We start from the raw sequence: 20,023 nt of genomic DNA, 5'->3' as shown, positions 1-20,023 counted from the left end.
ATGAGCAATATGACGAGCATTGATGCCACTGATCGAGCAATTCTCCGTGAGTTGACCATCGACGGCCGGTTGAGCAACGTCGAGCTCGCCTCCCGGGTGGGCCTGACACCCGCCCCGTGCCTGCGCCGGGTCAGGCGCCTGGAGGAGTCCGGGGTGATCGCCGGCTACCGCGCCCGGCTGGACCCGGTCGCCTCGGGTCGGGACTTCTGTGTCTATCTGCTGGTCCAGATCACGATGACCAGCAAGGAGGTCGTCGACCAGTTCGAGGAGATGGTCGCCTCCTACGACGAGGTCACCGAGATGCGGCGGGTCTATGGCGAGATCGACTACGTGATCCGTGTCGACGTCGCCGACAGCAACGCCTTCGAACGCTTCCAGACCGAGAAGATGTACCCGCTCCCGGGCGTCCACCGGATGGTCTCTCACCCCACGATGAAGGCCGTCAAGAGCAACGACTGACCCGCCCGATCGGGGTCGTCGAAAAAAGGTCGGAACTATCGCTTGACCTTGACCCAAGGTCAACCCTCGACGCTATTCGACATGAACCCGACACCAGCAATCGAGATCGCCGGACTGACCAAGTCCTACGGCGACGTGCACGTCCTCCAGGGCGTCGACATGAGCGTCGAGAAGGGGAGCATCTTCGCCCTCCTCGGCTCCAACGGCGCCGGCAAGACCACGACCGTGAAGATCCTGACGACGCTCCTCAAGGCGGACGGCGGCCAGGCGACGGTCAACGGCTTCGACGTCGCGACCCAGGCCCAGGACGTACGCACGTCCATCAGCCTCACCGGCCAGTTCGCCGCCGTCGACGAGGTCCTGACCGGCCGCGAGAACCTCATCCTGATCGCCAAGCTGCTCCGCCAGAAGAACCCCGGCGGGGTCGCCGATGAGCTCCTCGCCCGGTTCTCGCTCACCGAGGCCGGCGGCCGCAAGGTCGCGACGTACTCCGGTGGTATGCGCCGCCGGATCGACATCGCGATGAGCCTGATCGGCAACCCGCCGGTGATCTTCCTCGACGAGCCGACCACCGGTCTCGACCCGGAGGCCCGGATCGAGGTCTGGCAGACCGTCAAGGAGCTCGCCGACCGCGGCACGACCGTCCTGCTCACCACCCAGTACCTCGAGGAGGCCGAGCAGCTCGCCGACCGGATCGCGATCCTCCACGAGGGTCGCATCATCGCCAACGGAACCCTCGCCGAGCTCAAGGCGATGTTCCCGCCGGCCAAGCAGGAGTACGTCGAGAAGCAGCCGTCCCTCGAGGAGATCTTCCTCGCCATCACCAGCAAGTCCAACGGCGAGTCCGCCAGCACGAACAACGTGAAGGAGTCACGATGACCACCCGATTCTTCGGCGACACCGCCGTCCTGACCGGCCGTTCCCTGCGACACATCGGCCGCAGCCCCGACACCATCGTCACCACCGCGATCACCCCGGTCGCCATGATGCTCATGTTCGTGTACGTCTTCGGCGGCGCGATCGACACCGGCTCCCACGAGAGCTATGTCAGCTATCAGCTACCCGGCATCCTGTTGATCACCATCGCCTCGGGCATCGCCTACACCGCGTACCGGCTCTTCCAGGACAAGGAGGGCGGCATGTTCGACCGGTTCCAGTCGATGCCGATCGCCCGCTCGGCGGTGCTGTGGGGTCACGTGATCACCTCGGTGGTGGCGAACATGGTCTCGCTGGTCGTGGTGGTGCTCGTCGCCCTGCTGATGGGCTTCCGCACCGGCGCGAGCGTGCTCGACTGGCTCGCGGTCATCGGCATCCTGGCTCTGTTCACCCTCGCGCTGACCTGGCTCGCGGTGATCCCGGGCCTGACTGCCGGCACGGTCGAGGGCGCCAGCGCCTTCTCCTACCCGCTGATCTTCCTGCCCTTCCTCAGCTCGGCATTCGTCCCGACCGACACCATGCCCGGCCCGGTGCAGGCCTTCGCCGAGCACCAGCCGGTCACCTCGATCGTCGACACCATCCGGGCGATCTTCGCCGGGGAGGACCCGGGCAACGAGCTGTGGATCGCGCTGGCCTGGTGCATCGGCCTCTTGGTCGTCGCGTACGTCCTGGCCACCGCCGCCTACCGCCGCAAGTTCTCCTGAACCACGCGGCAAAACCACGAGACAAAGTACGGCGTTCCCGCCACTATTCGGGGATGCTCACGATCAGCCAGCTGGCGTCGTACGCCGGTGTCACCGTCAGGGCCGTGCGCCACTACCACGCCAAAGGGCTGTTGGTGGAGCCAGAGCGCGACCACTCGGGATACCGACGCTACGACGCCGCTGCCGTGGTCGACCTGATCAAGATCCGCATCCTCGCCGACGCCGGCGTCCCGCTCTCCCGTGTCAAGGAGCTGCTGGACGCCGGCGACGACGATTTCAAGAAGGCGGTCGGTGAGATCGACAAGCGCCTCCGTCTCGAGATCCGCGAGCTCCAGGGCCACCGCGAGCGGATCGCCCGGCTCGTCCACGGCGAGGGGCTCGCCCTCCCGCCGGAGGCGGTCGCCTATCTGGAACGGATGCGCGAGCTCGGCATCCCGGAGCGGATGATCGAGGGCGAGCGCGACGCCTGGATCCTCGTCGCCGCCCAGCAGCCGCAGAGCATGGAGGCCTTCATCCGCAACAAGGTCGGCCAGCTCGACGACCCCTCGGTCGTGGAGACCTACAAGCAGATGGAAGGCATGCTCGACTGGCAGCCCGGCGACCCGCGCCTGGAGACCATCGCCGACCAGATCGTCGCCCAGATGAACGCGGTATCGGAGGAGGACTGGGCAGTCTATGTCGACGGCGACCAGGCCATGCCCGACGAGCTCGCCGACCTGCTCGACTCGATGTTCGTCGAGCAGGTCCCCGTCGCCCGCGACCTCATGCGCCTGGTCGAGAAGCGTGGCTACACCGGCTGGACCAAGCTCGAGCGGATCGAGAAGTAGAGGACGTACGCCTCAGGCGCCGGCGATCCCGAGGAGATCGCGCACCGGGCCCGCGGGTGGGCGCCCACCGCCCACCCATACGGCTCGGAACTCTCGGGACAGGTCCAGCTCCGCCACCGGAACAGCGACGAGGGTGCCCAGGTCGACGTCGGCCTGGGCCGCCCGGCTCGACACGAACGCCGGTGACCCGCCGGCGCGTACGGCGGCGAGGATCGCGGCGTTCGTCGCGAACTCCACCTCGGGGTCTGCCAGCCGCTCGCCCCTGGCCGCCAGCGCGGACTCCACGACCGCGCGAGTGCCGGACCCGAGCTCGCGGCACGTCAGCGGACGTGTCGCGAGCTCGCGCGGGCTGATCCCCGCGCGGCGACGTGCCCAGCGGTCGTCGGGCGCCGCGACCAGGACGAGGTCGTCGACGCCGACCTTCGCGGTGGCGAGTCCCGCGGTGTCGACCGGGCCCTCGACGAAGCCCAGGTCCGCTTCCCCCTGACGTACCGCGGTGACGACGTCCTCGGAGTTCGCTGCCCGAAGGCTCACCGCGACCCGTCGCTGCTGCCGCAGCCGGACGAGCCAGCGGGGGAGCAGGTGCTCGGCGGTCGTCATCGACGCGTGCACGTGCAGCTCGTCGGAGCGCCCGCGGCGCAGCGTCTGCAGCGCGTTCTCGATCTCGTCGGCGCGTTCGAGCAGGTCAGCGCTCCACTCGACCAACAGCTTCCCCGCCTGGGTCAGCGCCGATCCCCGATGTGCCCGTTGCACGAGCACCAGTCCGACCTGGGTCTCCATCGTGCGCAGCCGCTCCGAGGCGGACTGCTGGGACATCCCCGCCGCGCGGCCGGCGGCACCGATGCTGCCCAACCGGGCGACGTCGGTGAGCAGGCGGAGGGACGGGATGTCGGGCAGCATGGTCACAGGATATCCCTGTGACCCCACAGTCATCTGGGTGCTACCGGTGCTCCGCGGCCGCGCCGAGCATGGAGACATGAGGCTCCCCTACGGTCCGAACTGGTACGCAGCCACCATGGGCACCGGCATCGTCGCCGTCGTCCTGCCCGGTCTTCCCTTCCGGGTTCCGGGAGCGATGCCGCTCGCGCTGGCGTTCTGGGTGGCGGCAACCGCCCTCCTGGCGGCCACGGTCACGGTCATGCTGCTCGGCATCCGTCAGGAGCGCTCGCTGCTGCGCCGCCACTACGACGACCCGGTGATGTCCCACTTCTACGGGGCTCCGGCGATGGCGCTCATGACCGTCGGCGCCGGCGCGGTCGGTGCCGGCCAGGACGTGCTCGGTGCCCGCACGGCCGTCACGCTGGCCGCAGTGCTGTGGGCGACGGGCACCCTCCTCGGCCTGTGGACCGCGATCGCGGTGCCGTACCGGGCGATCACCCGTCACGGGGTCGCCGACGACAGCGCGACCGGTGGCTGGCTGATGCCGGTCGTACCCCCGATGGTCTCGGCGACGACCGGCGCCGCGCTCGTGCCGCACCTCCCGGCCGGGCAGCCCCGCGAGACCCTCCTGATCGTCTGCTACGCCTTCTTCGGCCTGACCGTCATCGCCGGCCTGCTCGTGCTCAACCAACTCTGGCAGCGGCTCGTCCGCCACGGTGCCCTCGCCCCGGCGACCCTGCCCACCGTGTGGATCGTGCTCGGCTTCCTGGGGCAGTCGACCACGGCGGTCCACCACCTCGGTGTGCTCGCGCCCTCGGTCGTGCCCGACTACGGGCATGCGCTCGGCATGCTCGCGGTCTGCTACGGCGTGCCGGTGTGGGGCTTCACCGTCCTGTGGACCGCCCTGGCGCTCGCGCTGACGGTGCGCCAGGTCCGCGACGGGCTGCCGGTGGCACCGACCTGGTGGTCGTTCACGTTCCCGGTCGGGACCGTCGCCACGGGCAGCAGCGCCCTCGCCGCGGCGACGGGGCTGGCGCTCTTCGAGATCGCTGCCGGGCTCGCGACGCTCGGGTTGCTGGTGGGGTGGTTCGCTGCTGCGTACGCGACGTTGCGGCTGTTCGCCGATCAGCCAGTCACGGCAGTCCCGCTACCGCAAGGTCGTCAGAGCCAGATGGAAATGCAGCACTGAGGTCGAGCGGCGCGGCGACGGTGCTGGTCTTCCAAGCCCTGTAAGAGGTAGGAACGATCGGTAGGCAAGGGAGCCCGCACACCAGAGAGGACCGACATGCCCGACTACGTCGCTGCCATCGACCAAGGCACCACGAGCACTCGCTGCATGATCTTCGACCACAGCGGTAAGGAGGTGGCCCGCCACCAGCTGGAGCACCAGCAGATCCTGCCGCAGGCCGGCTGGGTCGAGCACAACCCGGTGGAGATCTGGGAGCGCACCAGGGCGGTGATCCAGATCGCGCTCGGCAGCAAGGGCCTGACGGACGAGGACATCGCCGCGCTCGGCGTGACCAACCAGCGCGAGACCACCGTGGTGTGGAACAAGAGGACCGGACGGCCCTACTACAACGCGATCGTCTGGCAGGACACCCGCACCGACCGGATCGCCTCCAGCCTCGACAAGGACGAACGCGGCGACATCATCCGCCGCAAGGCCGGGCTCCCGCCGGCGACGTACTTCTCCGGAGGCAAGATCCAGTGGATCCTGGAGAACGTCGACGGTGTCCGCGAGGCCGCGGCGCGCGGCGACGCCATCTTCGGCACCACCGACAGCTGGATCGTCTGGAACCTGACCGGTGGTCCCACCGGGGGCGTACACGTCACCGACGTCACCAACGCCAGCCGCACCATGCTGATGAACCTCGAGACCCTCGACTGGGACGAGGAGCTCCTCGGCTTCTTCGACATCCCTCGCCAGATGCTCCCCGAGATCCGGCCCTCCTCCGAGCCCAAGGCCTACGGCACCACGCTGAAGGACGGCCCGCTCGGCGGCGAGATCCCGATCACCGGCATCCTCGGCGACCAGCAGGCCGCCATGGTCGGGCAGGTCTGCCTGGACGCGGGCGAGGCCAAGAACACCTACGGGACCGGCAATTTCCTGCTGCTCAACACCGGCCAGGAACTCGTCCGCTCCAAGAACGGCCTCCTCACCACGGTCTGCTACCAGTTCGGCGACCAGCCACCGGCGTACGCACTGGAGGGCTCGATCGCCGTCACCGGCTCCGCGGTGCAGTGGCTGCGTGACCAGCTGCGGTTGATCAGCAACGCCACGCAGGTCGAGGCCCTCGCCAAGGAGGTCGAGGACAACGGTGGGGTCTACTTCGTCCCGGCCTTCTCCGGTCTCTTCGCCCCCTATTGGCGCTCGGACGCCCGCGGCGTGATCGTCGGCCTGTCCCGGTTCAACAACAGCGGCCACATCGCCCGCGCGGCCCTGGAGGCGATCTGCTACCAGAGCCGTGACGTCGCCGAAGCGATGGAGAAGGACTCCGGCGTACGCCTCGAGGTCCTCAAGGTCGACGGCGGCATCACCGCCAACGAGCTGTGCATGCAGATCCAGGCCGACGTCCTCGGTGTCGAGGTCAGCCGCCCTGTCGTCGCCGAGACCACCGCGCTCGGAGCCGCCTACGCGGCCGGGCTCGCCGTCGGCTTCTGGCAGGACACCGACGAGCTCCGCCAGAACTGGAACGAGTCCAAGCGCTGGCAGCCGGCCTGGAGCGAGGAGCAGCGCGAGACCGGATACGCCGGCTGGCGGAAGGCCGTCGACCGCACCCTGAACTGGGTCGACGTCGACTGAAAACGCCCTTTTGGGGTATGTGCGCGCCGACCCTGCGGACGTACGTTGCGAAGAGGGCCCGGCCGGGGCCCGGCGACTGCCTCGACCGGCCCGTTGGCATACCGACGACCGAGGAGGCAGCATGTTCATCCAGATGATCCAGGGGCCCTGTACCCGGCAGGACGAGGCCCACCAGTTGCTCGACGAGTGGCGCCGTGACCTCGCGCCGAGTGCGACCGGGTGGCTCGGCGGCACCTACGGATTCACCGACGACGGCCAGCTCATCGGGGTGGTCCGCTTCGAGTCCCGGGAGATGGCGATGGCCAACTCCGACCGCCCCGAGCAGGGCGAGTGGGCGGCGAAGATGGCCGAGGTCATGGACGGGCCGATGGAGTTCCACGACTGCGACGACGTCACGCTGCTCTTCGACGGCGGCTCCGACGAAGCCGGGTTCGTGCAGATCATCCGTGGCCGTGTCGACGACCCGAGCCGGCTCAAGGCGATGATGGCCGACACCACGCAGCTGCACGAGATGCGCCCGGAGATCCTCGGTGGCACCCTCGCGATCGAGGCGGACGGCAGCTTCGTCGAGACCGTCGCGTTCACCAGCGAGGACGCGGCGCGCAAGGGCGAGCAGCTCGAGCCCCCGGCCGACGTACGCCGGGAGCTCGACTACGCGATGCAGGGCGCGACCTACTACGACCTCCACCGCCCCTGGTTCGAGAGCGCCTGAGGAGGCCGAGATGCTGACCGACAGCCGCGTGATGGCGAACATCCCTGCCGCGGATATCGAGCGGGCTCGTCGTTTCTACGCCGACAAGCTCGGCCTCGAGCCGGCCGACGAGAACCCCGGCGGGCTGGTCTACACGACGTCCGGAGGGACGTCCTTCCACCTCTACGAGACCGACCAGGCGGGCAAGGCCGGCCACACGATCGCCCAGTTCCACGTGGCCGACGTCCGCAAGGAGGTCGACGCCCTGGGCGCCAAGGGCGTCAGCTTCGAGCACTACGACATGCCCGGGATGACCTGGGACGGCGACGTCGCCGGGATGGGCGAGGCAGGGCACGCCGCCTGGTTCAAGGACAGCGAGGACAACATCCTCTGCATCGACGACATGGCGCCTGCCTGACGCAGAGGGCGGACGGGGCCCGGTCGCTCAGCCGGGTCCCTCGCCCGCACCCACGTGCTGAGCCAGGTACGCCTGGAGGCCGACGCGATCGATCGCGTCGAGCTGGGACTCGAACCAGTCGGCGTGCTTCTCCTCGTCGCGGACCATCTCCTCGAAGACGGCAGCGGTGCCGTGGTCGCCGAGCCGGTGGCACTCCGCGCCGCCGGCGTTGAACTGGGTGACCGCGGCGCGCTCGCTCGCCAGGGCGAGGGAGAGCATCTCCTCGGCGGTCTCACCCACCTCGATGGCGTTGAGCCGCTGCACGTTGGGGTGGCCGTCGAACATCAGGATCCGGTTGATCAGGTCGTCGGCGTCGCGCATCTCGTCGATGGAGAGGTCGTAGAAGACCTTGCCGAGCTTGGGCAGGCCCCAGTTGTCGAGCATTCGAGCATGCAGAAAGTACGTGTTGGTGACGGTGAGCTCGAACGTGAGCGCCTCGTTGAGGAGCTCGACGACGCGTGGATCGACTGGCTGCATGACGTACCTCCGGTAACGGGATCTGTCCCGATACTCGCACGGCACCCCGGGAGTGAGGACAGACTCAGTTTGTGACCGGTTGCGTCAGCTCGCGGCGCCGTCGGCAGCCAGCTGCGAGCACTCGTGCTCGAGGTGCCGGGTGACGATCTTCTTCACCGAGAAGATGCATGAGCCGCAGTCCTGGGCGGCGCCCGTGGAGCGGCAGATCGCACTGACCGTGCGGGCGCCGTCGGCCAGCGCGACGTCGACGTCACGGTCTGTGACGACTCGGCACTGGCAGACGATCATGGAATTAGGTTAGCCGACCCTAAGCAAAGTAACGAGATGGCGTCTCACTTCTTACCTTCGGAGATCGTCAGTTGTTGGCGACGAAGTCGATTACGAGCCGGTTGAACTCGTCGGCGTGCTCGAGCTGGGCCCAGTGGCCACACCGGTTGATGATGTGTGCGCGGCTGTCGGGGATCCGGGCTGCGGCGAAGAGGGTGCCCTCGAAGGTGACGACACGGTCGTCGCGTCCGTGGATCAGCAACGACGGGGCGGTGATCTCGGCGAGCCGGTCCAGGTCGGCCCAGATCGGGATCGGTCCGCGGATGCCGGCCTTGGCAACGTTGGCGAGATGCTCCGGCCGCTTGGACGCGGCCACCGACCGCTCCTCGCACAGCTCCGGGGTGGCGAACCGTGCGATGTCGAAAACCATGATCTCGACCAGACGCTTCATCGCCTCGGGCGTGTAGTCGGTGTAGCCGGCGTACATGATCTTGATGCCCTCGGACGGGCCGGTCGCGCCGAAGAGGAACGGCTTGAGCTGGAGTGGTGCCCCCATGGTCATCAGGTGGGAGACGCGCTCCGGGCGCTCGATGGCCATCCGGATCGAGGTGTGGCCACCCATCGAGTTGCCGACGAACGCGGCCTGCTCGATGCCGAGGGCGTCGAGCAGCTGGCAGAGCGCGTCCAGAGGCTCGTAGTCGACGAAGTCGACCTCGGACGAGGCACCCCAGCCGGGAAGGTCCGGGGCGACGACCCGGAAGCCGGCCGCGGCGATGGTCTCGATGTTGGGTGAGTAGTTGCTCCACCCGGTGGCGCCGGGGCCACCGCCGTGCACGAGGACAACAGCGGGACCGTCGGCGGGGCCGGCCTCGTTGTAGTGGATGGTGAAGTCGGCGGTGGTGACGTCGCGGGCGACGTCGGTCTCGGTCAGTGCCATGTCAGATGCTCTCCTGTGCGATCGCGGCCTGCAGCCAGCTCACCTCGGCCGCCATCGGGTGATGGCCCCAGTTGTTCAGCCTGTCGAGTGTCTTGACCTCCCAGGTGTCGTCGTCGATGAGCAGGCCACCCCAGCCGTATTCGACGGCGAAGCCCGAGGGCGTCTTCACGTAGAAGCTGAACATGTTGTCGTTCGGGTGCATGCCGAGCGTCATCTCGAACGGCTGGCCGTGCGCGAGGCAGCGGTCCCAGGCCGTCCCGACGTCGCGGATGTCGGTGACCTCGACCATGAAGTGGTGGGTCCTCTTCGGGTGCGGCATGTCCCCGAAGGCGACCGTGTGGTGGCGGGGGTTGCAGTGCAGGAAGATCAGATCGGCGACGATCCCGGGCGCCAGCTCTTCGACGATGATGTCGGAGATCTTGAAGCCGAGCAGGTCCTGGTAGAAGGCCAGGTACGTCTCCCGGCTGACACCTTTGGACAGCAGCACCTGGTGGCCGGCGCCGCCCCGGCCGGTGACGAACGCGCCGAGCAGCGCGTCGCTGTGGAACGGGGTCTCGGCGTCGGCGTGGCCGGTGACCAGTTCGATCTGGTTGCCCATCGGGTCGGCGCAGACGAATATCCGGTCCACCCTGCGCGCGGCGGCCAGCTCGCGATCACCCTCGGTGACCTCGACGCCTGCATCGCGCAGCCTGGCGACCAGCGCCTCCAGCGAGGCGATGGACTCGACCTCGTAGCCGCTGCGCACCAGGTCGTCGGCGGCGCCTTCGGTGATGACCCAGCGGTGGCACTTTCCGTCGGTACGCAGCGTAAAGCCGTTGTCCAGCTTGTCGCCGAGCTGCATGCCGAGCAGGGTGACACCGAAGTGCTCCCAGTCGGCCAGGTCGGAGACCTCGTAGACGACGTAGGCAAGCTCCTTGACTCCAGTCATTTCTCTTCCTTCCGGTGGTGGGATTGGCCCCGTGGCGGACGGGGGAAGTCCGCCTAAGGCCTGGTCGGTGGGGCGGATCAGAGCGCGGGGACGGTGAGGTCGGAGGTGTCGGCGGCGGCGACGAACTTGTCAGGGCGCACCGCGATCACGCGGGCGCCGTACCGCTCGAACCACGGCAGCAGCGCCTCCTCGAGATCGACCAGGTCGCCGGCGCCCTCGGTGTGCCGGGTCTTGGTGCGGACCGCGACATAGGAGGCGCCGAGGGCGTCCCAGCCGGCCTTCTGCTCCGGGGTGAGTGCGCTCGCTGGGTCGAGGTCGGCGCCGAGCAGGACGAAGCCCTTCGGCATCAACTGGTCGAGCCGTTCGATGTGGCCGAGTGCGTCGCACATCAGGGGCTGGGGGACGTACCGGCCCACGATCGAGGCGTCGCCGATCTCACCGGTGATCCAGCCGGCGGCGAGCATGGGCGGAGCGTTGAGCGGTGGCTCCCACGGGGTCACCAGACCCTCCGGGACCCGGGTCATCGCGTCGAGCTCCTCGGGCGTCGCCTCCTGCTTGATCACCCGGCCCAGGCCGACGGCGAGCCGGGTGTAGAGCTCGGCGGAGGGACGGCGCTCGGCCTCGTACGTCTCTAGCCAGGCCTCCTCGAGGTGGCCTGCCACGACGCCGGCCAACTTCCAGCCGAGGTTGTGCGCGTCGCGCATCCCGGTCTGCATGCCCGCACCGGCCCAGGGCGGCATCAGGTGGGCGGCGTCGCCGGCCAGGAAGACCCGGCCGGAGCGGAACGTCTCGGCCATGCGTACGTGGTGGCGGTAGAAGGCGTGCTGGTGGATTTCGACGTCGTCCTCGGTGACGCCGAGCGCCTTGAGCAGCGGCCAGACCTCGGCGCTGGTGGCGAAGTCGGCCTCGGTCTCGTCGGGCTTGAGCGGGATCTCCCAGCGGTGGTTGCCGGCGGAGAGCGCGATGTCGACGACTGGGCGGTCCTTGTCGGTCCAGAAGGTGAGGAAGTCGCGGTCGGGCCACCAGCGCTTGACCCGGCAATCGATAACGATCCACAGCGTGTCAACGGTCTCGCCGTGCATCGGGACGCCGAGCATCTTGCGAACCGGGGACGACCCGCCGTCTGCGGCGATCACGTACCGCGCGCGGGTGGTGGTCTCCTCCCCGGTGGCGAGGTCGCGCGCGGTGACGGTGACGCCGTTCTCGTCCTGCTCGATGCCCACGACCTCGGTGCCGTAACGCACGTCGAGAGCGTCATACGCCTCGCCGCAGGCGCGCAGCTCGGCCTCCATGCTCGGCTGGTAGATGTTGTAGAAGCGCGGCTTGCGGCCCAGGGTGCCCAGGGTTGAGGGCGGGTGCTCGACGCGCATGACCTCGTGGCCGTCGTACGTCACCCAGCGCAGCGCGCGCTGCGGTTCGATGACGGATCCGATCCGCTCGTCGACGCCGAGCTCCTGGAGGATCCGCATCGTCCAGTCGTTGACGGTGACCGCGCGGGCACGGGCGTAGATGTCTTCCTCGCGCTCGAACGCGACCACGCTCGCCCCCTTCGAAGCGAGGGTCAGTGCGCCGATCAGGCCGGTGGGGCCGTAACCGACGATCGCGACATCCGCGTCGACGTCGCTGGCGTTGTGCTGGCTCATGTGAGTCGGTCCTCCAATCCAAGTATTGAACCGATCGTTCCAATCTTGTGTGGTTACGGTCACATATCGATGGAGGATCGTCAAGCCCACGGCGCAGGAGGGCTCGGTGCGGAACCTTCTATGCTCGCCGGGTGGAGACGGAGACGGTGCGGACGAACAAGCGCGGTCGGCGTTCGCAGGAGGAGATCCTCGACGCCGCTGCCCGGGTGATGGCGGCGCGCGGGTACGCCGGGACCTCCATCTCGGTGGTCTCGGCGGAGTCCGGTCTCCCGAAGTCCGCGATCTACCACCACTTCCACTCCAAGGGCGGCCTACTCTCGGCGGTGATGGCGCGGGGGCTCGATGACTTCTTCGAGGCGATGCGTACGTCCCAGACCGACCCGCCCGCGGGCGGCACGCACCGCGATCGGCTGCGCTGGTTCCTCGACCGCACCGCCGAGGTCTTCGCCGAGCGCGCCGACTTCTTGCGGCTGCACATCCTGCTGCTGCTGAGCGAGGAGGCCGACGAAACCGAGGTCGCCGAGATCCTCGGCCGGGTGCGCGCCGACGGCCGGGTGCGGATGAACCAGATGATCCGTGCGGCCTTCGCCGACGAGGGCGACGACATCGCCGCCCAGGTCGCCGACCGGCTCGACTACTTCGGTGTGGCCGGCTTCGACGGCGCCTTCATCGCCGCCAACGCCGAGGCGTCCCACACCGTCGCCAGCCAGATGGAGCAGCTGGGCGACGCGATCGCAGCCCTCGGCGAGGCCATCGTTTCCTCCCTGCGTGACGCCTGATTCACATTCTCCCGGTATGGTCCAGGTCACACTGTTGCTCCCGGCCCTCGGAGGATCCCTTGCGCATCGCAGTCATCGGCACCGGCTTCGGCGGCCTGGCCGCCACGATCGAGCTCAAGAAGCGCGGCCACGACGACATCGTCGTGTTCGAGAAGGCCGGAGACGTCGGCGGTGTGTGGCGCGAGAACACCTATCCGGGCGCCGCCTGCGACGTACCGTCCAGCCTCTACTCCTACTCCTTCGAGCCCAACCCGCACTGGCCCCACAAGTTCTCCCGCCAGCCCGCGATCCTCGACTACATCCACCAGGTCGTCGACAAGTACGACGTACGCCGCCACATCCGGTTCCACACCGAGGTGACCGCGGCCCGCTGGGACGACGAGGCGAAGACCTGGCAGCTCGAGCTCAGCACGGGGGAGACCGGGACGGTCGACCTGTTCGTACCCGCCGTCGGCCAGCTCTCCCGGCCATCGATCCCGAACATTCCCGGCGCCGACACCTTCCGGGGCGAGGTGTTCCACTCCGCCGAGTGGAACCACGACCTCAGCCTCACCGGCAAGCGGGTCGCGGTGATCGGCACCGGGGCGAGCGCGATCCAGTTCGTACCCGAGGTGCGGAAGGACGCGGCGAAGGTGCTCCTCTTCCAGCGCACGGCGCCCTACATCGTTCCGCGCAAGGACTTCGAGCGCACCGACCCCGCCCACCCGATCCCGCAGCTCCTCAACCGCGCGAAGATCTGGACCCAGGCCGAGTGGCTGACCACGACCTTCCACATCAAGCCGCTCGCCGCGGTGATGCGCACCTGGTCCAAGCGGCACATGCGGGCTCAGACCGCGGCGAAGCCCGGGCTCTTCGAGAAGGTGTGGCCCGACTACGCGTTCGGCTGCAAGCGTGTCCTCTTCGCTGACGACTACCTGCCGGCCCTCGCCCAGCCCAACGTGGACCTGATCACCGACGACATCACCGAGATCACCTCGACCGGCGTCACGACCGCCGACGGGCAGCACCACGAGGCCGACGTCATCATCTGGGGCACCGGCTTCAAGGCCACCGACTTCCTCGTCCCGATGACGATCGCCGGCACCCAGGGCCGCGACCTGCACACCCACTGGAAGGACGGTGCCCACGCCTACCACGGCATGACCGTCCCCGGTTTCCCCAACCTGCTGATCATGTACGGCCCCAACACCAACACCGGCGGCGGATCGATCATCTACTTCCTGGAGACCCAGGCCCGCTATCTGGGCCGCTACGCCGATCACATCGCTGAGGCGGGGCCGCTCGAGATCCGGGCCGATGTCGAGGAGGCCTACGACGCCCGGATCCAGGACCAGCTCGCCGACAGCGTCTGGAGCAAGTGCAGCTCCTGGTATCGGGAGAAGAACGGCCGGATCACCACCAACTGGCCCAGCATCTCGGCGCGCTATCGACGCAGCGCCAGCTACGAGAAAGACGACTACGCGTCCGCCTGAGCGTTCACCCTCGATGGGGTCCTGAAGGGGCTTTGTGCCCGATCTGTTCCTTCCCTTATCCGTGTGGTAGGCCACATACTCGAAGGGATGACTACCTCAACCCCCCGGCGGCGACACTTCGCCGCGAGTCCTTTCAAGGCAGATCCCGAGCCGGTCATTGAGCAGTTCGAGTCTGGGGACATGGTTTCCCACGACTCCTTCGGCCTGGGTCGGGTCGTCAACAAAGAAACGGCCGCAGTCACTGTCGACTTCGGTCCCCGGCTGGTGCGTATCGCCAGCCCCTTCCCCAAGCTTTCCAAGCTCTGAGAATCATCAGAGCTGACAGGAGAACGCCTCCCCGAGCACTGCTCGGGGAGGCGTTCTCGTTCCGACGGACCTATTTCTTCTTCGTCGGATAGGCCGCGTCGACCTCCACCTCGACCAGCCAGCCGTCCACGGGCAGGTTCTCGATCTCGAGCGCGAACCGCGACGGTCGGGCAGGGTTGACGACCATCGGAGCCGCTGGCGCAGCAGAGCCCAGGGGCACCGGCACCGCCTCGCCCGTCGAGACGGACGTGTTCGCGAAGAACTGCCGGTAGGCCCGGTTCCAGCCCGCGAAGTCCATCTTCGCCTCGCCCGCGGGGTTCTGCAGGAAGACCCGCATCGTGATCACGTCGTCGTAGGAGAGCCCGGCCGCCTCGAGGTTCTCCCCGATCCGGCGCAGCACGTTGATGCCCTGGGCCTCGGTGATGGTCACGCCCGGCGGCAGCTCACCACCCGGGAACACCGCGGTGTCGATGTAGGCCGCCTCCCCGCTCGCCCCGGTGTTGAGCCGGGACGGACCGAGTCCGCTGGTCTTGTAGATCGCGGCCTCCGGCCCGATCGCGACGCCGTTGGCGATCGACGGGTTGTCCTGTCCCGCCGGCAGCACCGAGATCGTCTCGCCGCCACGTGGGGGGAACGGGGACCACTTGCTTCCGGCGACCGCCGCCGTCGGCGCGACCAGAGCCGCGGTCAACCCGACCACGGCCACCACCTTCGTACGCGGCGACATCATGCCGTCACCCGCGCGTGCAGCTTCTCGACGGCCGCCCGGGCAGCCGTGATCGCGCCGTGCTGCCAGGCCACGGAGTGGCTGAGGTGATCGCCCGCGAAGTACGTGTTGCCAGTGGCGTCCAGCAGCCGGGTGTAGAGCGGATCGCTGTCGGCGGTCGTCGAGTAGGCCCAGGCTCCCTCGGAGAACTTCTGCGTCTTCCAGTCCTGGCTGTAGGAGGCGGTGATGCCCTCGCCGTAGACGTCCCCGAAGATCTGCTTGCCCTGGTCCACCGCCCGCGAGAGCCGCTGGGCCGGGGTGAGCACGCCGTAGGTGTCGGCCGCGCTCCCGGTGTTGTAGTAGCCGATCATCGTGCCCCTGTCCCCGTTGAAGCCGTACGACGGGTGCCACATGTTGCGCAGGTCGAGGCGGGTGTTGGTGATCCCGCCGTAGATGCGGAAGTCCTCCTCCCACCAGCGCCGGTCGTACTCGATCCCGATCTTGCCTGCGTTCGAGGGCCCGAAGGACTTCAGGCTCGCGGTGACGTCGGTGCCGAGGTTGTGCGGGACCTTGGCCGCGATGTGCGGCGGCATGCAGTTGATCGCGAAGTCGGCCTCGATGGTCTCGGTCTTCCCGCGTGCCTTGTACGCCACGGAGACGCCGGTCGAGGTGTTCTTCCACTCCACGACCTCGGCCCCGTAGCGGATGTTCCGCGCCCCGACGGCCTTGGCGAAGGCGTACGGGATCGCGTCCATGCCGCCCACCGGCTGATACATCATCATCGCCTGGTCGTAGCCGAACTCGAAGGAGAAGTACTGGCCCAGGCCGGCGGCGAGGACCGCACTCATCGCGTTCGGTGCCACCTCGGTGCCGGACTCCTGTCCGGCTCCCGGCTCGACCGTGTAGCCCGCGCGGCTGGAGCCGGTGTAGGCGTACCCCTCCGCCTTGGAGCCGAGGTCGCCGAAGCTCCTCAGGAACGAGATCAGCGCCTCCTTGTCCTCGGCGGTCAGCTCCTCGTCGAGGGCACCCTTGTCGGTCGCCTTCGCGAGCAGCTCGGAGACATAGCCGTACGTGTCCGCCTTCGCCTGACGCATCTGCACCGCGCCGATGCCGTGGTCGCCGGGGTAGTAGAGCAGCGCGTTGGCGTTCTGGTTGGTGAACGCCTCGATCGGGACGCCCAGCTCCTTGCAGTAGTCCAGCGTGATGTGGCTCTGCGGCAGCCGGCCGGGGCCGGCGTTCATGTACTGCCCCTTGGAGAACCCGGCGACCTGGGTGACCCCGTTCAGATCCGTCACCCGGGTCCCGCCGCGCACGGTGAAGTTGCGGCCACCCGGCCGCTCGCGTCCCTCGAGCACGGTGACCTTGTAGCCACCCTTGAGCAGCTCGTACGCAGCGGTGAGCCCGGCGATGCCGCCGCCGAGGATCACGACCGACTTGCTGCCGGCCCGGGCGAGATCGGAGGGCTTGGGAGGAGTGAAGCCAGGGGTCTCCGCGGCGTGAGCCGAGGTGAGCCCGAGAGCACCCATGCTGTGCAGCATGACTCCCGCGCCGCCGGCGAGGCCGACGTTGCGCAGGAAGTTCCGACGTGACTGAGTCTGAGTCATGTGGGGGATCCGTTCTGTTGGGGACGCCCCGAAACGTAGGAAGCCGTTGTTGCAGCGTGATTGCGTTTGCGTCTCGCTAGAACGCTTGTTCTCCAACTCGTCAGTAGCCTTGGGGCCGTGACCGTCACCATCCGCGATGCAGCTCCCGCCGACGTACCCGAGATCCTCCGCCTCGTCCACGCCCTGGCCGTCTACGAGAAGGAGCCCGACGCGGTCGAGGCGACGGAGACCGACTTCGCCACGGCGCTCTTCCCCGAGTCCGGCACCCCGACCACGCGCTGCCTGACCGCCGAGAGTGATGGCACCGTCATCGGCATCGCGGTCTGGTACGTCACCTTCTCCACCTGGACCGGCCGCAACGGCATCTGGCTCGAGGATCTCTTCGTCGACCCCGCCCACCGTGGCGCCGGCGCAGGCAAGGCCCTTCTCGTACGTCTCGCCGAGATCTGCGTCGAGAACGACTGGCGCCGCCTCGAGTGGTGGGTGCTGACGTGGAACGAGCCGTCGATCGCCTTCTACCGCTCCCTCGGCTCGGTCCCGCAGGACGAGTGGGAGGTCCACCGCATCGACGGCGCCGCTCTCGAGGCGCTGGGCGCCGGCGGCTGAGCTACTCCGCCGCCCCGGGTCCGGGCAGCACGTCGATGTCGTCGGCGTGCATCGGCTCGCCACAGTGGGAGCAGCGCAGATCGACGTGTCCGATCTCCTCGCAGGCGTGGTGCCGGTAGAGCACCGGCGGCCCGGCCTCGCCGGCGAGCCACTTGTCACCCCAGCCGACCATCACCATCAGGATGTCGACGAGCTCGCGCCCCTTCTCGGTCAGCACATACTCATAGCGCGGCCGGTTGTCGTAGGCCTGTTTCTCCAGCACCCCGTGCTCGACCAGATGCGCGAGCCGCTCGGTGAGCACCTTCCGGGAGATCCCGAGATCGGCCTGGATCTGGTCGAACCGGTTCATGCCGACCCAGATGTCGCGCAGCACGAGCGGCGACCACGGCTCCCCGATCACGTCGAGCGTGCGCGCGATCGAGCAGGCCATGTCGCCGAAGTTCGTACGTTGCATGCCCCGAATCTACCAGTTGGGGTTCCCTGAAGGAACTCAGGGTGCTACGGTCACAGAGTCTCTTCAGGAAACTCCGACGCACGGGAGGCCTCGCCGTCCGCAACACCTACGACGACTCCGGCTGGGACACGGGCGGCGCACCGCACCCGGCGTCACCCACCTCCACTACCGCGTCATCCGCTGACCATTCAGGAGAAGAACGATGATCGACCCCGACGTACGCGTCTTTCTCGACGGCACCAACCTGGCTCACGTCGCCACCATCGGACCCGACGGCGCCCCGCGCACCTCCCCGGTCTGGATCGGCACCCATGGCGACCATGTCGTCTTCCTGACCGGCAACCGAGGCCGTAAGTACCGCAACCTCCACACCGACCCACGCATCGCACTCTCGCTGGCACCCCAGGACAACGACTTCATGCCGGTGATCCTCCGAGGCCGCGTCGTCGACTGGATCGAGGACGAGCGCCGCTGGGAGATCATCGACGAGATCGCTACCCGATATACCGGCGCGCCCTACCCCCGAGACGTCGACGCGTTCGGCGACCGCGCGGTCGCCCTGATCGACCTCGACCACCAGCACCTCGGCGTCGGCTGATCGGGCCGCAGGCTCACGGCTCCCCGAGAACCGTCGCCACCAACCCCTCGACCTCGTCCGTACGCAGCGGCTCCGGTGTCATCAGCCGCCGATAGAACACCGCACCCGCCAAGGCTTCCGCCGCGCGCTCCGGATCCCCGACATCCTGCCCCGACTCCTGCATCCGGACGAGGGCATGGACCAGCCGCGTACGCCGTTCCGTGCTGTAGCGGTGATGCAGGTCCCTCAAGCCGGCGTCGCGCTCGGCGCCGTCGAGCACGGCCGGAAGACAGTCGGACATCAGGGACGACTGCATGGCGGAGGCGAGGTGGGTGACGATCGCGACCACATCGGCGCGCGGGTCCTGTCCGCCGGCCTCCGGTCGCGGTTGCACGTTGAGCGTCTCCATCGCCGCGGCGACCAGACTGAGCCGGTCGTGGCCGAGCCGATAGATGGTGCTCCGGGCAACCCCGGCGCGCGTCGCCACGCCATCGATGCTGAATCCGCCGTATCCCCGCTCGGCGAGCTCCGCGAGCGCAGCTTCGAGCACTCTTTCCCGACTGCGCACCACTCGGGGGTCTGTCCGCCCTTGACGAGAAGTCATGCACGGAGCGTACTATGCAACAGTAGTGTTGCAGAAAGGAGAGACAGATGATTCCCGGATTCCGCTACATCGTCGACGACATCCCTGCCGCCGTCGCCTTCTACCGCGAGCTCGGGTTCGAGGACGTCGGCCCGAGAGCAGGCGGTTTCGCGATGCTCGAGGGCCGCGGTCTTCGGCTGATGCTGAACTGCCCGGGTGCCGGTGGTGCCGGGCAGGCTGCCGACGACGGCAAGGTCCCGAGCCCCGGTGGCTGGGGCCGCATCCAGCTCGAGGTGCCCGACGTCGACCAGGAGCTCCGGCGCCTGAGCGAAGCCGGTGCGCGGGTACGGACCAGCCGCATCGATGGCCGAGGCGGCGCCCAGGCCGTGATCGAGGACCCGGCCGGCAACCCGGTCGAGCTCTTCACGCCTGCCTGACCAAGGTGCACGAGGGTCGGGCCGTGTGACTCAACGGCCCCCGGGCCTTGTCCCGGGGGTCTAGAGTGGAGCCCAGAACATCGCACGAAAAAAAGTTGCCCTGGCGATTTGAAACGGCGTCAGGGTGTGTGTAGTGTTCTCCGAGTCGCCAGGGTGCGGCGGGAAGCAAGCGCGAGTCTTCGGGCGGGCTTCCGGCCCCGGAGCGGCCACCTCCACTCTTCGAGCATCGCTCGAGCCAGGGTGTTCTAGATGTTGATCTTCGAATCGACAAAGGAACCTCAGGGTCTGGTTCAACCAGATCAGCACGGCCATGAGTGGGCCCGGTTTAAAGCGATAAACACCGCGGGTTTCCCGAATTGGTGATTAGAGCGAAAGCCACTAAAGTCCTCCAGGACTGAGGCGGATAAGGCTTCAAACTTTCAGCGGGAAAGCGCGGAACGCGCCGAATTGCGAAAGCGAGAAACACTCCGCTAAAGTCGGGTAAGACGAAG

General features: G+C 68.1%; 24 protein-coding genes. 14 read left to right on the top strand and 10 right to left on the bottom strand.

The annotated features are described in order from the left end of the window. The 4 genes from ACFV9G_RS13955 (at nt 1) to ACFV9G_RS13940 (ending at nt 2,926) form a co-directional block, all read left to right on the top strand. Nucleotides 1–459, top strand: coding sequence for an Lrp/AsnC family transcriptional regulator (locus ACFV9G_RS13955; RefSeq protein ID WP_378728059.1), 459 nt, complete (start codon nt 1–3; stop codon nt 457–459). An 81-nt stretch (nt 460–540) separates the two neighbouring features. Next, a complete protein-coding gene (locus ACFV9G_RS13950; RefSeq protein ID WP_378728058.1) occupies nt 541–1,338 on the top strand; it encodes an ABC transporter ATP-binding protein in 798 nt (265 codons plus the stop codon). Beyond that, complete coding sequence (locus ACFV9G_RS13945; protein WP_378728057.1) at nt 1,335–2,099, top strand: ABC transporter permease; 765 nt, start codon at nt 1,335–1,337, stop codon at nt 2,097–2,099. Before ACFV9G_RS13950 ends, ACFV9G_RS13945 begins: the two co-directional genes overlap by 4 nt. Nucleotides 2,100–2,152: 53 nt before the next feature. Continuing rightward, nucleotides 2,153–2,926: a MerR family transcriptional regulator gene (locus ACFV9G_RS13940; protein WP_378728056.1), complete on the top strand. Its 774-nt coding sequence runs from the start codon at nt 2,153–2,155 to the stop codon at nt 2,924–2,926. A 12-nt stretch (nt 2,927–2,938) separates the two neighbouring features. Here the strand turns inward: ACFV9G_RS13940 and ACFV9G_RS13935 are convergent, their stop codons facing one another. Further along, a complete protein-coding gene (locus ACFV9G_RS13935; protein WP_378728055.1) occupies nt 2,939–3,826 on the bottom strand; it encodes a LysR substrate-binding domain-containing protein in 888 nt (295 codons plus the stop codon). 76 nt (nt 3,827–3,902) lie between these two features. On the opposite strand from ACFV9G_RS13935, the gene ACFV9G_RS13930 reads away from it, so the two are divergent. The 4 genes from ACFV9G_RS13930 to ACFV9G_RS13915 all read left to right on the top strand — a co-directional run bounded on the left by ACFV9G_RS13930 (nt 3,903) and on the right by ACFV9G_RS13915 (nt 7,717). Further along, the gene (locus tag ACFV9G_RS13930; protein ID WP_378728054.1) at nt 3,903–4,994 is read left to right on the top strand and encodes a TDT family transporter; all 1,092 of its coding nucleotides are present in this window, start codon (nt 3,903–3,905) and stop codon (nt 4,992–4,994) included. Between the two features lie 96 nt (nt 4,995–5,090). Continuing rightward, entirely contained in the window at nt 5,091–6,608 is a 1,518-nt protein-coding gene (gene glpK / locus ACFV9G_RS13925; protein ID WP_378728053.1) for a glycerol kinase GlpK, read from the top strand. A 121-nt stretch (nt 6,609–6,729) separates the two neighbouring features. Beyond that, nucleotides 6,730–7,320, top strand: coding sequence for a hypothetical protein (locus ACFV9G_RS13920; RefSeq protein WP_378728052.1), 591 nt, complete (start codon nt 6,730–6,732; stop codon nt 7,318–7,320). 10 nt (nt 7,321–7,330) lie between these two features. Then, entirely contained in the window at nt 7,331–7,717 is a 387-nt protein-coding gene (locus tag ACFV9G_RS13915; RefSeq protein WP_378728051.1) for a VOC family protein, read from the top strand. Between the two features lie 27 nt (nt 7,718–7,744). Here ACFV9G_RS13915 and bfr read toward each other — a convergent pair whose 3' ends face one another. The 5 genes from bfr to ACFV9G_RS13890 form a co-directional block, all read right to left on the bottom strand. Then, nucleotides 7,745–8,233 (bottom strand): bacterioferritin, encoded by a 489-nt coding sequence (gene bfr, locus ACFV9G_RS13910; RefSeq protein ID WP_378728050.1) that lies wholly within the window; start codon nt 8,231–8,233, stop codon nt 7,745–7,747. An 84-nt stretch (nt 8,234–8,317) separates the two neighbouring features. Continuing rightward, the gene (locus tag ACFV9G_RS13905; protein WP_091044234.1) at nt 8,318–8,521 is read right to left on the bottom strand and encodes a bacterioferritin-associated ferredoxin; all 204 of its coding nucleotides are present in this window, start codon (nt 8,519–8,521) and stop codon (nt 8,318–8,320) included. Nucleotides 8,522–8,588: 67 nt separating this feature from the next. Continuing rightward, a complete protein-coding gene (locus ACFV9G_RS13900) occupies nt 8,589–9,437 on the bottom strand; it encodes an alpha/beta fold hydrolase (protein WP_378728049.1) in 849 nt (282 codons plus the stop codon). Between the two features lies 1 nt (nt 9,438). After that, on the bottom strand, nt 9,439–10,365 hold the full coding sequence (locus tag ACFV9G_RS13895) for a VOC family protein (protein WP_378728048.1): 927 nt from the start codon (nt 10,363–10,365) through the stop codon (nt 9,439–9,441). A 77-nt stretch (nt 10,366–10,442) separates the two neighbouring features. Further along, entirely contained in the window at nt 10,443–12,008 is a 1,566-nt protein-coding gene (locus tag ACFV9G_RS13890; RefSeq protein ID WP_378728047.1) for a bifunctional 3-(3-hydroxy-phenyl)propionate/3-hydroxycinnamic acid hydroxylase, read from the bottom strand. 131 nt (nt 12,009–12,139) lie between these two features. On the opposite strand from ACFV9G_RS13890, the gene ACFV9G_RS13885 reads away from it, so the two are divergent. The 3 genes from ACFV9G_RS13885 to ACFV9G_RS13875 all read left to right on the top strand — a co-directional run bounded on the left by ACFV9G_RS13885 (nt 12,140) and on the right by ACFV9G_RS13875 (nt 14,565). Continuing rightward, on the top strand, nt 12,140–12,787 hold the full coding sequence (locus ACFV9G_RS13885; RefSeq protein ID WP_378728046.1) for a TetR/AcrR family transcriptional regulator: 648 nt from the start codon (nt 12,140–12,142) through the stop codon (nt 12,785–12,787). Between the two features lie 59 nt (nt 12,788–12,846). Continuing rightward, nucleotides 12,847–14,259 (top strand): flavin-containing monooxygenase, encoded by a 1,413-nt coding sequence (locus tag ACFV9G_RS13880; RefSeq protein WP_378728045.1) that lies wholly within the window; start codon nt 12,847–12,849, stop codon nt 14,257–14,259. Nucleotides 14,260–14,346: 87 nt separating this feature from the next. Continuing rightward, complete coding sequence (locus ACFV9G_RS13875) at nt 14,347–14,565, top strand: hypothetical protein (protein WP_378728044.1); 219 nt, start codon at nt 14,347–14,349, stop codon at nt 14,563–14,565. 70 nt (nt 14,566–14,635) lie between these two features. On the opposite strand, the gene ACFV9G_RS13870 is transcribed toward ACFV9G_RS13875, so the two are convergent. Continuing rightward, on the bottom strand, nt 14,636–15,292 hold the full coding sequence (locus tag ACFV9G_RS13870) for a Rid family hydrolase (protein ID WP_378728043.1): 657 nt from the start codon (nt 15,290–15,292) through the stop codon (nt 14,636–14,638). After that, nucleotides 15,292–16,875 carry a flavin monoamine oxidase family protein gene (locus ACFV9G_RS13865; RefSeq protein WP_378728042.1) on the bottom strand — a complete coding sequence of 528 codons (1,584 nt, stop codon included), beginning with the start codon at nt 16,873–16,875 and terminating at the stop codon, nt 15,292–15,294. Before ACFV9G_RS13865 ends, ACFV9G_RS13870 begins: the two co-directional genes overlap by 1 nt. A gap of 60 nt (nt 16,876–16,935) precedes the next feature. On the opposite strand from ACFV9G_RS13865, the gene ACFV9G_RS13860 reads away from it, so the two are divergent. After that, complete coding sequence (locus ACFV9G_RS13860; protein ID WP_378728041.1) at nt 16,936–17,481, top strand: GNAT family N-acetyltransferase; 546 nt, start codon at nt 16,936–16,938, stop codon at nt 17,479–17,481. A 1-nt stretch (nt 17,482) separates the two neighbouring features. Here the strand turns inward: ACFV9G_RS13860 and ACFV9G_RS13855 are convergent, their stop codons facing one another. Then, entirely contained in the window at nt 17,483–17,935 is a 453-nt protein-coding gene (locus ACFV9G_RS13855) for a winged helix-turn-helix transcriptional regulator (RefSeq protein ID WP_378728040.1), read from the bottom strand. Nucleotides 17,936–18,137: 202 nt separating this feature from the next. Here ACFV9G_RS13855 and ACFV9G_RS13850 point away from each other — a divergent pair, with 202 nt between their 5' ends. Further along, entirely contained in the window at nt 18,138–18,533 is a 396-nt protein-coding gene (locus ACFV9G_RS13850; protein ID WP_378728039.1) for a TIGR03618 family F420-dependent PPOX class oxidoreductase, read from the top strand. 13 nt (nt 18,534–18,546) lie between these two features. Here ACFV9G_RS13850 and ACFV9G_RS13845 read toward each other — a convergent pair whose 3' ends face one another. After that, complete coding sequence (locus ACFV9G_RS13845; protein WP_378728038.1) at nt 18,547–19,116, bottom strand: TetR/AcrR family transcriptional regulator C-terminal ligand-binding domain-containing protein; 570 nt, start codon at nt 19,114–19,116, stop codon at nt 18,547–18,549. Between the two features lie 47 nt (nt 19,117–19,163). Between ACFV9G_RS13845 and ACFV9G_RS13840 the strand changes: the two genes are divergently transcribed. Next, a complete protein-coding gene (locus tag ACFV9G_RS13840; RefSeq protein ID WP_378728037.1) occupies nt 19,164–19,532 on the top strand; it encodes a VOC family protein in 369 nt (122 codons plus the stop codon). Nucleotides 19,533–20,023 lie beyond the last annotated feature (491 nt).

The sequence above is a fragment of the Nocardioides sp. NPDC059952 genome (assembly GCF_042730435.1).
Classification (GTDB): Bacteria; Actinomycetota; Actinomycetes; order Propionibacteriales; family Nocardioidaceae; genus Nocardioides.
The sequence above is the reverse complement of the archived record's forward strand: the minus strand, read 5'-3'. Positions and strand labels throughout refer to the sequence as shown.